This is a genomic window from Escherichia sp. WS3227_2 (assembly GCF_046486495.1).
Taxonomy (GTDB): Bacteria; Pseudomonadota; Gammaproteobacteria; order Enterobacterales; family Enterobacteriaceae; genus Escherichia; species Escherichia coli.
This window is the reverse complement of the sequence record NZ_JBJQLG010000004.1, coordinates 88,199-100,216: the sequence shown is the minus strand read 5'-3', so window position 1 is coordinate 100,216 and position 12,018 is coordinate 88,199. Positions and strand designations below refer to the sequence as shown.

Below are 12,018 nucleotides of genomic sequence, written 5' to 3'. Positions count from 1 at the left end.
AATTAACGCGCGTTCTGCTTGATGAATTCGTGGATGCTGGTGTCCTGAGACATATCAGCGATGGTATCGGTCAGCACACTGTTAACCGCATCGGCGATATTTTTGTTGGAGGCCTGGAACGCACCTTCAACGTTGTAGCTGGCACGATAGTTTTTGGTCATTTTGTTGCCATTCTGCGCGGTAGCGATGATGGCAATATCCGCTTTAGTAGCGATGTTGTAGCGCACGTTGCCCTGGGACACGTCAGCATACAGTTGGCTAACGATGATTTGCAGATTAACCGGGCCATTCGGACCAACCATGTAACCACGCGCGGTCATCTGTTTTTCCAGCACTTCTTGCAGCAGGAAACGCAGATCGCGGGAGGCGGTCAGGGTAACGATTTGATTATCGCGGGTGACTTTTGCCAGCGCCTGATCGGTACGCTGATCGGCACCATTAATGCTTACGGTGACGCCCATCAGGCTTGGATCCTGCTGTGGCAGTGTCATCGTCGGGGAAACTTCAATAGTTGTTGGCGGTTTTGCGCATCCTGCAAGCATAAACAGAGCAACTAACGGGAAGAGGATTTTTTTGAACATGTTCGGGCTCTCAGAGACTCTTAAGCGTGTTTGGTAAAAATTCCCGCCATCATAACATTGCCAACGGCGAGGGGAAGTGGGTAAGGCATGTAAATTCATCATGTTGACGAAATAATCGCCCCTGGTAAAAGAAACGCTGATGCGAGGCCTGTGTTTCAATCTTTAAATCAGTAAACTTCATACGCTTGACAGAAAAACCAGGACGAAACCTAAATATTTGTTGTTAAGCTGCAATGGAAACGGTAAAAGCGGCTAGTATTTAAAGGGATGGATGACATCTCAGCGTTGTCGGAGGAGATATTTCATGATGATACGTGAGCGGATAGAAGAAAAATTAAGGGCGGCGTTCCAACCCGTATTCCTCGAAGTAGTGGATGAAAGCTATCGTCACAATGTCCCAGCCGGCTCTGAAAGCCATTTTAAAGTTGTGCTGGTCAGCGATCGTTTTACGGGTGAACGTTTTCTGAATCGTCATCGAATGATTTACAGTACTTTAGCGGAGGAACTCTCTACTACCGTTCATGCGCTGGCTCTGCATACTTACACTATTAAGGAGTGGGAAGGGTTGCAGGACACCGTCTTTGCCTCTCCTCCCTGTCGTGGAGCAGGAAGCATCGCGTAAAAACGCATTTGCAACTGTCGGCGCTTTTCCAGTATGTTGCTAAAGATTTTATGAAAAACGGCCTGCGGGCCGTTTTGTTTTGTCTGGATTTTGCGCTTTTTGCCCAGCATTCAGACGAAAATTGCCCGGGAATTGTGAAAAAATACGCGACAGCGCGCAATAACCGTTCTCGACTCATAAAAGTGATGCCGCTATAATGCCGCGTCCTATTTGAATGCTTTCGGGATGATTCTGGTAACAGGGAATGTGATTGATTATAAGAACATCCCGGTTCCGCGAAGCCAACAACCTGTGCTTGCGGGGTAAGAGTTGACCGAGCACTGTGATTTTTTGAGGTAACAAGATGCAAGTTTCAGTTGAAACCACTCAAGGCCTTGGCCGCCGTGTAACGATTACTATCGCTGCTGACAGCATCGAGACCGCTGTTAAAAGCGAGCTGGTCAACGTTGCGAAAAAAGTACGTATTGACGGCTTCCGCAAAGGCAAAGTGCCAATGAATATCGTTGCTCAGCGTTATGGCGCGTCTGTACGCCAGGACGTTCTGGGTGACCTGATGAGCCGTAACTTCATTGACGCCATCATTAAAGAAAAAATCAATCCGGCTGGCGCACCGACTTATGTTCCGGGCGAATACAAGCTGGGTGAAGACTTCACCTACTCTGTAGAGTTTGAAGTTTATCCGGAAGTTGAACTGCAGGGTCTGGAAGCGATCGAAGTTGAAAAACCGATCGTTGAAGTGACCGACGCTGACGTTGACGGCATGCTGGATACTCTGCGTAAACAGCAGGCGACCTGGAAAGAAAAAGACGGCGCTGTTGAAGCAGAAGACCGCGTAACCATCGACTTCACCGGTTCTGTAGACGGCGAAGAGTTCGAAGGCGGTAAAGCGTCTGATTTCGTACTGGCGATGGGCCAGGGTCGTATGATCCCGGGCTTTGAAGACGGTATCAAAGGCCACAAAGCTGGCGAAGAGTTCACCATCGACGTGACCTTCCCGGAAGAATACCACGCAGAAAACCTGAAAGGTAAAGCAGCGAAATTCGCTATCAACCTGAAGAAAGTTGAAGAGCGTGAACTGCCGGAACTGACTGCAGAATTCATCAAACGTTTCGGCGTTGAAGATGGTTCCGTAGAAGGTCTGCGCGCTGAAGTGCGTAAAAACATGGAGCGCGAGCTGAAGAGCGCCATCCGTAACCGCGTTAAGTCTCAGGCGATCGAAGGTCTGGTAAAAGCTAACGACATCGACGTACCGGCTGCGCTGATCGACAGTGAAATCGACGTTCTGCGTCGTCAGGCTGCACAGCGTTTCGGTGGCAACGAAAAACAAGCTCTGGAACTGCCGCGCGAACTGTTCGAAGAACAGGCTAAACGCCGCGTAGTTGTTGGCCTGCTGCTGGGCGAAGTTATCCGCACCAACGAGCTGAAAGCTGACGAAGAGCGCGTGAAAGGCCTGATCGAAGAGATGGCTTCTGCGTACGAAGATCCGAAAGAAGTTATCGAGTTCTACAGCAAAAACAAAGAACTGATGGACAACATGCGCAATGTTGCTCTGGAAGAACAGGCTGTTGAAGCTGTACTGGCGAAAGCGAAAGTGACTGAAAAAGAAACCACTTTCAACGAGCTGATGAACCAGCAGGCGTAATTTACGCAGCATAACGCGCTAAATTCGCACAAAGGCCCGTCACCGCCAGGTGGTGGGCTTTTTTTTGTCATGAATTTTGCATGGAACCGTGCGAAAAGCCTCTTTCGGTGTTAGCGTAACAACAAAAGATTGTTATGCTTGAAATATGGTGATGCCGTACCCATAACACAGGGACTAGCTGATAATCCGTCCATAAGGTTACAATCGGTACAGCAGGTTTTTTCAATTTTATCCAGGAGACGGAAATGTCATACAGCGGCGAACGAGATAACTTTGCACCCCATATGGCGCTGGTGCCGATGGTCATTGAACAGACCTCACGTGGTGAGCGCTCTTTTGATATCTATTCTCGTCTACTTAAGGAACGCGTCATTTTTCTGACTGGCCAGGTTGAAGACCATATGGCTAACCTGATTGTGGCGCAGATGCTGTTCCTGGAAGCAGAAAACCCAGAAAAAGATATCTATCTGTACATTAACTCCCCAGGCGGGGTGATCACTGCCGGGATGTCTATCTATGACACCATGCAGTTTATCAAGCCTGATGTCAGCACCATCTGTATGGGCCAGGCGGCTTCGATGGGCGCTTTCTTGCTGACTGCAGGGGCAAAAGGTAAACGTTTCTGCCTGCCGAATTCGCGCGTGATGATTCACCAGCCGTTGGGCGGCTACCAGGGCCAGGCGACCGATATCGAAATTCATGCCCGTGAAATTCTGAAAGTTAAAGGGCGCATGAATGAACTTATGGCGCTTCATACGGGTCAATCATTAGAACAGATTGAACGTGATACCGAGCGCGATCGCTTCCTTTCCGCCCCTGAAGCGGTGGAATACGGTCTGGTCGATTCGATTCTGACCCATCGTAATTGATGCCAGAGGCGCAACTGTGCCGCTATACTTATCCAGGGCGGCACAACGCTGTAAGCGGCTTGCGCCTGAGAATGGCATTTGCGTCGTCGTGTGCGGCACAAAGAACAAAGAAGAGGTTTTGACCCATGACAGATAAACGCAAAGATGGCTCAGGCAAATTGCTGTATTGCTCTTTTTGCGGCAAAAGCCAGCATGAAGTGCGCAAGCTGATTGCCGGTCCATCCGTGTATATCTGCGACGAATGTGTTGATTTATGTAACGACATCATTCGCGAAGAGATTAAAGAAGTTGCACCGCATCGTGAACGCAGTGCGCTACCGACGCCGCATGAAATTCGTAACCACCTGGACGATTACGTTATCGGCCAGGAACAGGCGAAAAAAGTGCTGGCGGTCGCGGTATACAACCATTACAAACGTCTGCGCAACGGCGATACCAGCAATGGTGTCGAGTTGGGCAAAAGTAACATTCTGCTGATCGGTCCGACCGGTTCCGGTAAAACGCTGCTGGCCGAAACGCTGGCGCGCCTGCTGGACGTCCCGTTCACCATGGCCGACGCAACCACGCTGACCGAAGCCGGTTATGTGGGCGAAGACGTTGAAAACATCATTCAGAAGCTGTTGCAGAAGTGCGATTACGACGTACAGAAAGCGCAGCGCGGGATTGTCTACATCGATGAAATCGACAAGATTTCTCGCAAGTCAGACAACCCGTCCATTACCCGAGACGTTTCCGGTGAAGGCGTACAGCAGGCACTGTTGAAACTGATCGAAGGTACGGTAGCTGCTGTTCCACCGCAAGGTGGGCGTAAACATCCGCAGCAGGAATTCTTGCAGGTTGATACCTCTAAGATCCTGTTTATCTGTGGCGGTGCGTTTGCCGGTCTGGATAAAGTGATTTCCCATCGTGTAGAAACCGGCTCCGGCATTGGTTTTGGCGCGACGGTAAAAGCGAAGTCCGACAAAGCAAGCGAAGGCGAGCTGCTGGCGCAGGTTGAACCGGAAGATCTGATCAAGTTTGGTCTGATCCCTGAGTTCATTGGTCGTCTGCCGGTTGTAGCAACGTTGAATGAACTGAGCGAAGAAGCTCTGATTCAGATCCTCAAAGAGCCGAAAAACGCCCTGACCAAGCAGTATCAGGCGCTGTTTAATCTGGAAGGCGTGGATCTGGAATTCCGTGACGAGGCGCTGGATGCTATCGCTAAGAAAGCGATGGCTCGTAAAACCGGTGCCCGTGGCCTGCGTTCCATCGTAGAAGCCGCACTGCTCGATACCATGTACGATCTGCCGTCCATGGAAGACGTCGAAAAAGTGGTTATCGACGAATCGGTAATTGATGGTCAAAGCAAGCCGTTGCTGATTTATGGCAAGCCGGAAGCGCAACAGGCATCTGGTGAATAATTAACCATTCCCATACAATTAGTTAACCAAAAAGGGGGGATTTTATCTCCCCTTTAATTTTTCCTCTATTCTCGGCGTTGAATGTGGGGGAAACATCCCCATATACTGACGTACATGTTAATAGATGGCGTGAAGCACAGTCGTGTCATCTGATTACCTGGCGGAAATTAAACTAAGAGAGAGCTCTATGAATCCTGAGCGTTCTGAACGCATTGAAATCCCCGTATTGCCGCTGCGCGATGTGGTGGTTTATCCGCACATGGTCATCCCCTTATTTGTCGGGCGGGAAAAATCTATCCGTTGTCTGGAAGCGGCGATGGACCATGATAAAAAAATTATGCTGGTCGCGCAGAAAGAAGCTTCAACGGATGAGCCGGGTGTAAACGATCTTTTCACCGTCGGGACCGTGGCCTCTATATTGCAGATGCTGAAACTGCCTGACGGCACCGTCAAAGTGCTGGTCGAGGGGTTACAGCGCGCGCGTATTTCTGCGCTCTCTGACAATGGCGAACACTTTTCTGCGAAGGCGGAGTATCTGGAGTCGCCGACCATTGATGAGCGGGAACAGGAAGTGCTGGTGCGTACTGCAATCAGCCAGTTCGAAGGCTACATCAAGCTGAACAAAAAAATCCCACCAGAAGTGCTGACGTCGCTGAATAGCATCGACGACCCGGCGCGTCTGGCGGATACCATTGCTGCACATATGCCGCTGAAACTGGCTGACAAACAGTCCGTTCTGGAGATGTCCGACGTTAACGAACGTCTGGAATATCTGATGGCAATGATGGAATCGGAAATCGATCTGCTGCAGGTTGAGAAACGCATTCGCAACCGCGTTAAGAAGCAGATGGAGAAATCCCAGCGTGAGTACTATCTGAACGAGCAAATGAAAGCTATTCAGAAAGAACTCGGTGAAATGGACGACGCGCCGGACGAAAACGAAGCCCTGAAGCGCAAAATCGACGCGGCGAAAATGCCGAAAGAGGCAAAAGAGAAAGCGGAAGCAGAGTTGCAGAAGCTGAAAATGATGTCTCCGATGTCGGCAGAAGCGACCGTAGTGCGTGGTTATATCGACTGGATGGTACAGGTGCCGTGGAATGCGCGTAGCAAGGTCAAAAAAGACCTGCGTCAGGCGCAGGAAATCCTTGATACCGACCATTATGGTCTGGAGCGCGTGAAAGATCGTATCCTTGAGTATCTTGCGGTTCAAAGCCGTGTCAACAAAATCAAAGGACCGATCCTCTGCCTGGTAGGGCCGCCGGGGGTAGGTAAAACCTCTCTTGGTCAGTCCATTGCCAAAGCCACCGGGCGTAAATATGTCCGTATGGCGCTGGGCGGCGTGCGTGATGAAGCGGAAATCCGTGGTCACCGCCGTACTTACATCGGTTCTATGCCGGGTAAACTGATCCAGAAAATGGCGAAAGTGGGCGTGAAAAACCCGCTGTTCCTGCTCGATGAGATCGACAAAATGTCTTCTGACATGCGAGGCGATCCGGCCTCTGCACTGCTTGAAGTGCTGGATCCAGAGCAGAACGTAGCGTTCAGCGACCACTACCTGGAAGTGGATTACGATCTCAGCGACGTGATGTTTGTCGCGACGTCGAACTCCATGAACATTCCGGCACCGCTGCTGGATCGTATGGAAGTGATTCGCCTCTCCGGTTATACCGAAGATGAAAAACTGAACATCGCCAAACGTCACCTGCTGCCGAAGCAGATTGAACGTAATGCACTGAAAAAAGGTGAGCTGACCGTCGACGATAGTGCCATTATCGGCATTATTCGTTACTACACCCGTGAGGCGGGCGTGCGTGGTCTGGAGCGTGAAATCTCCAAACTGTGTCGCAAAGCGGTTAAGCAGTTACTGCTCGATAAGTCATTAAAACATATCGAAATTAACGGCGATAACCTGCATGACTATCTCGGTGTTCAGCGTTTCGACTATGGTCGCGCGGATAACGAAAACCGTGTCGGTCAGGTAACCGGTCTGGCGTGGACGGAAGTGGGCGGTGACTTGCTGACCATTGAAACCGCATGTGTTCCGGGTAAAGGCAAACTGACCTATACCGGTTCGCTCGGCGAAGTGATGCAGGAGTCTATTCAGGCGGCGTTAACGGTGGTTCGTGCGCGTGCGGAAAAACTGGGGATCAACCCTGATTTTTACGAAAAACGTGACATCCACGTCCACGTACCGGAAGGTGCGACGCCGAAAGATGGTCCGAGTGCCGGTATTGCTATGTGCACCGCGCTGGTTTCTTGCCTGACCGGTAACCCGGTTCGTGCCGATGTGGCAATGACCGGTGAGATCACTCTGCGTGGTCAGGTACTGCCGATCGGTGGTTTGAAAGAAAAACTACTGGCAGCGCATCGCGGCGGGATTAAAACAGTGTTAATTCCGTTCGAAAATAAACGCGATCTGGAAGAGATTCCTGACAACGTAATTGCCGATCTGGACATTCATCCTGTGAAGCGCATTGAGGAAGTTCTGACTCTGGCGCTGCAAAATGAACCGTCTGGCATGCAGGTTGTGACTGCAAAATAGTGACCTCGCGCAAAATGCACTAATAAAAACAGGGCTGGCAGGCTAATTCGGGCTTGCCAGCCTTTTTTTGTCTCGCTAAGTTAGATGGCGGATCGGGCTTGCCCTTATTAAGGGGTGTTGTAAGGGGATGGCTGGCCTGATATAACTGCTGCGCGTTCGTACCTTGAAGGATTCAAGTGCGATATAAATTATAAAGAGGAAGAGAAGAGTGAATAAATCTCAATTGATCGACAAGATTGCTGCAGGGGCTGATATCTCTAAAGCTGCGGCTGGCCGTGCGTTAGATGCTATTATTGCTTCCGTAACTGAATCTCTGAAAGAAGGGGATGATGTAGCACTGGTAGGTTTTGGTACTTTTGCCGTTAAAGAGCGTGCTGCCCGTACTGGCCGCAACCCGCAGACCGGTAAAGAGATCACCATCGCTGCCGCTAAAGTACCGAGCTTCCGTGCAGGTAAAGCACTGAAAGACGCGGTAAACTAAGCGTTGTCCCCAGTGGGGATGTGACGAAGTTCAAGGGCGCATCTACTGATGTGCCTTTTTTATTTGTATTCGGTGACTTTCTGCGTCTTGTGGGCTGACAATTGCCCCCGTTTCTTGTCACAATAGGCCTTTGCGCGCATCGATACGTTGCGTGAGGTACACAGTCATCTACAGCGGAGTGTTGTTACACCATGATGGACAGCTTACGCACGGCTGCAAACAGTCTCGTGCTCAAGATTATTTTCGGTATCATTATCGTGTCGTTCATATTGACCGGCGTGAGTGGTTACCTGATTGGCGGAGGCAATAACTACGCCGCAAAAGTGAATGACCAGGAAATCAGCCGTGGGCAGTTCGAGAACGCCTTCAACAGCGAGCGTAATCGCATGCAGCAACAGCTGGGCGATCAATACTCTGAGCTTGCAGCGAACGAAGGCTATATGAAAACCCTGCGTCAACAGGTGCTGAATCGTCTGATCGACGAGGCGCTGCTGGATCAGTACGCTCGTGAGCTGAAACTGGGTATCAGCGATGACCAGGTTAAACAGGCGATTTTCGCGACCCCAGCCTTCCAGGTTGACGGCAAATTTGATAACAGCCGCTATAACGGTATCCTCAACCAGATGGGGATGACCGCCGATCAGTACGCCCAGGCGCTGCGTAACCAGCTCACTACCCAACAGCTGATTAACGGCGTTGCCGGTACCGATTTTATGCTGAAAGGTGAAACCGACGAGCTGGCGGCACTGGTAGCTCAACAACGCGTGGTGCGTGAAGCGACTATCGATGTTAACGCGCTGGCGGCGAAGCAGCCTGTGACCGAACAGGAAATTGCCAGCTACTACGAACAAAACAAAAACAATTTCATGACGCCGGAACAATTCCGCGTGAGTTACATCAAGCTGGATGCCGCAACGATGCAGCAACCGGTTAGCGATGCGGATATCCAGAGCTACTACGATCAGCATCAGGATCAATTCACCCAGCCGCAGCGTACCCGCTACAGCATCATCCAGACCAAAACTGAAGATGAAGCGAAAGCGGTACTTGATGAGCTGAATAAAGGCGGTGATTTTGCTGCGTTAGCCAAAGAAAAATCTGCCGATATTATCTCTGCCCGTAACGGCGGCGATATGGGTTGGTTAGAAGATGCCACTATCCCGGATGAACTGAAAAATGCTGGTCTGAAAGAAAAAGGCCAACTCTCTGGTGTCATCAAATCTTCGGTCGGTTTCCTGATTGTACGTCTGGACGACATTCAGCCAGCGAAAGTGAAGTCGTTAGACGAAGTGCGTGACGATGTCGCGGCGAAAGTGAAACACGAAAAAGCCCTCGATGCGTACTACGCACTGCAGCAGAAAGTGAGCGATGCGGCAAGCAATGATACCGAGTCTCTGGCCGGTGCAGAGCAAGCTGCCGGCGTTAAAGCCACTCAGACGGGTTGGTTCAGCAAAGATAACCTGCCGGAAGAGTTGAACTTCAAGCCGGTTGCTGACGCTATCTTCAACGGCGGTCTGGTAGGTGAAAACGGCGCGCCGGGCATCAACTCTGACATCATCACCGTAGACGGCGACCGCGCATTCGTGCTGCGCATCAGCGAGCACAAACCGGAAGCGGTGAAACCGTTGGCAGATGTTCAGGAACAAGTTAAGGCACTGGTTCAGCACAACAAAGCTGAACAACAGGCGAAAGTGGATGCTGAAAAATTGCTGGTTGATTTGAAAGCCGGCAAAGGTGCGGAAGCTATGCAGGCTGCCGGTCTGAAATTTGGCGAGCCGAAAACCTTAAGCCGTTCCGGTCGTGACCCGATTAGCCAGGCGGCGTTTGCACTACCACTGCCAGCGAAAGACAAATCGAGCTACGGTATGGCGACCGATATGCAAGGTAATGTGGTTCTGCTGGCGCTGGACGAAGTGAAACAAGGTTCAATGCCGGAAGATCAGAAAAAAGCGATGGTGCAGGGTATCACCCAGAACAACGCACAAATCGTCTTTGAAGCGCTGATGAGTAACCTGCGTAAAGAGGCGAAAATCAAAATTGGCGATGCGCTGGAACAGCAATAATCCTGAAGCCGCCTCGCAAAAAAATGCTTTGCAGCTGTAACAAGAAAAGGTCGCTTTCGCGGCCTTTTCCATTTCTGAACATTGCCATTTGTTTACTGTTTTCACTGCCGTTAAGGTGATTCCACTGTTAACAAACAAGGAGAAAACAGTATGAAACACGGAATTAAAGCACTGCTCATTACCCTGTCCCTGGCCTGTGCCGGAATGTCTCATAGTGCTCTGGCGGCAGCTCCTGCGGCAAAACCGACAACGGTAGAAACCAAAGCGGAAGCTCCTGCAGCACAAAGTAAAGCAGCAGTTCCGGCGAAAGCCAGTGACGAAGAAGGCACCCGGGTCAGCATTAATAATGCCAGCGCGGAAGAGTTAGCCCGCGCGATGAATGGCGTTGGCCTGAAGAAGGCGCAGGCGATTGTCAGTTATCGCGAAGAGTACGGTCCGTTTAAAACGGTGGAGGATCTCAAGCAGGTGCCGGGGATGGGCAATTCGCTGGTGGAACGTAATCTGGCGGTATTAACCTTGTAATTAATTTGCATAGTGGCAATTTTTTGCCAGGCTAAAGAGGTCATACCAGTTATGGCCTCTGTACTTATAACAACAACGTAAGGTTATTGCGCTATGCAAACACAAATCAAAGTTCGTGGATATCATCTCGATGTTTACCAGCACGTTAACAACGCTCGCTACCTTGAGTTTCTCGAAGAAGCCCGCTGGGATGGGTTGGAAAATAGCGACAGTTTTCAGTGGATGACGGCCCATAACATCGCTTTCGTGGTGGTCAATATCAATATTAACTATCGTCGCCCGGCGGTATTAAGCGACCTGTTAACCATTACCAGTCAGTTGCAGCAATTAAACGGTAAAAGCGGCATCCTAAGCCAGGTCATTACACTGGAGCCGGAAGGGCAGGTGGTAGCGGATGCGCTTATTACGTTTGTTTGTATTGATCTTAAAACGCAGAAAGCATTAGCTCTGGAAGGGGAATTGCGCGAAAAGCTGGAGCAGATGGTTAAGTAAACGTTTTGTGGTGCCGGATGCTCAAGCCGCATCCGGCGACACCCGGAATAATTACCTCAACCCGGTTTTCTGCTTCATCGCTGCCATCACCGTCGGTTTATCGGCCAGATAATGATTCAAACCATTGGCGCGTAAATTACATGCTGCGCAATGACCGCAACCGTCACCTTTAATGCCGTTATAACAGGTCAGCGTTTCGTTACGCACTAAATCCAGTTTGCCGTAATAATCAGCCAGCGCCCAGGTTTCCGCTTTATCAATCCACATCAGCGGCGTTTCAAAACGAATATCTTTCGCCATACCCAGACTGACGGCATGGTTCAGTGCTTTCACAAACTCATCACGACAATCCGGGTAGCCGGAGAAATCCGTTTCGCAGACGCCGGTAATGACGGCTTCTGCTTTTACCTGATACGCATATATCGCCGTCAGTGTCAGGAACAAAATATTACGCCCTGGGACAAACGTATTCGGGATGCCATCGGCTTCAGGTTCATAATCAGGCACCGGAATGCTGTCACGCGTCAGGCTACTGACCGCCAGTTCGTTGAGCAGTGTCACATCCAGCACTTTATGTGCACGAGCGCCCAGTTTCAGGGCCAGCTCGCGTGCCACGTCGATCTCTGCGCGATGCCGCTGACCGTAATCGAACGTTACGCAATGGACTTCATCATATTGTTGTAATGCCTGCACCAGACAGGTGGTGGAATCCTGGCCTCCACTGAACACAACGACAGCACGTTTCATAGATAATCCTGCTTGAACAATAAAAGCGTTATGGTAACGCCTGCGATTAACCCGGAC

Annotated in this window: 11 protein-coding genes; 9 read left to right on the top strand and 2 right to left on the bottom strand. The window is 50.5% G+C overall.

Annotated features, from left to right (window positions below; translation table 11 throughout):
* Nucleotides 1-2: 2 nt before the first annotated feature.
* Entirely contained in the window at nt 3-581 is a 579-nt protein-coding gene (locus ACJHXB_RS07205; protein WP_000473501.1) for a lipoprotein, read from the bottom strand.
* A gap of 304 nt (nt 582-885) precedes the next feature.
* Between ACJHXB_RS07205 and bolA the strand changes: the two genes are divergently transcribed.
* The 9 genes from bolA (at nt 886) to fadM (ending at nt 11,214) form a co-directional block, all read left to right on the top strand.
* Entirely contained in the window at nt 886-1,203 is a 318-nt protein-coding gene (gene bolA / locus ACJHXB_RS07200; RefSeq protein WP_000973448.1) for a transcriptional regulator BolA, read from the top strand.
* Nucleotides 1,204-1,546: 343 nt separating this feature from the next.
* Entirely contained in the window at nt 1,547-2,845 is a 1,299-nt protein-coding gene (gene tig, locus ACJHXB_RS07195) for a trigger factor (protein ID WP_001198386.1), read from the top strand.
* Nucleotides 2,846-3,090: 245 nt separating this feature from the next.
* Complete coding sequence (gene clpP / locus ACJHXB_RS07190) at nt 3,091-3,714, top strand: ATP-dependent Clp endopeptidase proteolytic subunit ClpP (protein ID WP_000122253.1); 624 nt, start codon at nt 3,091-3,093, stop codon at nt 3,712-3,714.
* Between the two features lie 125 nt (nt 3,715-3,839).
* Nucleotides 3,840-5,114: an ATP-dependent protease ATP-binding subunit ClpX gene (gene clpX / locus ACJHXB_RS07185; RefSeq protein ID WP_000130305.1), complete on the top strand. Its 1,275-nt coding sequence runs from the start codon at nt 3,840-3,842 to the stop codon at nt 5,112-5,114.
* 187 nt (nt 5,115-5,301) lie between these two features.
* A complete protein-coding gene (gene lon, locus ACJHXB_RS07180; protein ID WP_001295325.1) occupies nt 5,302-7,656 on the top strand; it encodes an endopeptidase La in 2,355 nt (784 codons plus the stop codon).
* Nucleotides 7,657-7,846: 190 nt separating this feature from the next.
* Nucleotides 7,847-8,137, top strand: coding sequence for a nucleoid-associated protein HU-beta (hupB, locus tag ACJHXB_RS07175; protein ID WP_254892905.1), 291 nt, complete (start codon nt 7,847-7,849; stop codon nt 8,135-8,137).
* A 191-nt stretch (nt 8,138-8,328) separates the two neighbouring features.
* Entirely contained in the window at nt 8,329-10,200 is a 1,872-nt protein-coding gene (ppiD, locus tag ACJHXB_RS07170) for a peptidylprolyl isomerase (RefSeq protein WP_000969353.1), read from the top strand.
* A gap of 150 nt (nt 10,201-10,350) precedes the next feature.
* Complete coding sequence (locus tag ACJHXB_RS07165; RefSeq protein ID WP_000680294.1) at nt 10,351-10,722, top strand: helix-hairpin-helix domain-containing protein; 372 nt, start codon at nt 10,351-10,353, stop codon at nt 10,720-10,722.
* Nucleotides 10,723-10,815: 93 nt separating this feature from the next.
* Nucleotides 10,816-11,214, top strand: coding sequence for a long-chain acyl-CoA thioesterase FadM (gene fadM, locus ACJHXB_RS07160; RefSeq protein WP_001194534.1), 399 nt, complete (start codon nt 10,816-10,818; stop codon nt 11,212-11,214).
* Between the two features lie 51 nt (nt 11,215-11,265).
* Here fadM and queC read toward each other — a convergent pair whose 3' ends face one another.
* Entirely contained in the window at nt 11,266-11,961 is a 696-nt protein-coding gene (queC, locus tag ACJHXB_RS07155) for a 7-cyano-7-deazaguanine synthase QueC (protein ID WP_000817245.1), read from the bottom strand.
* Nucleotides 11,962-12,018 lie beyond the last annotated feature (57 nt).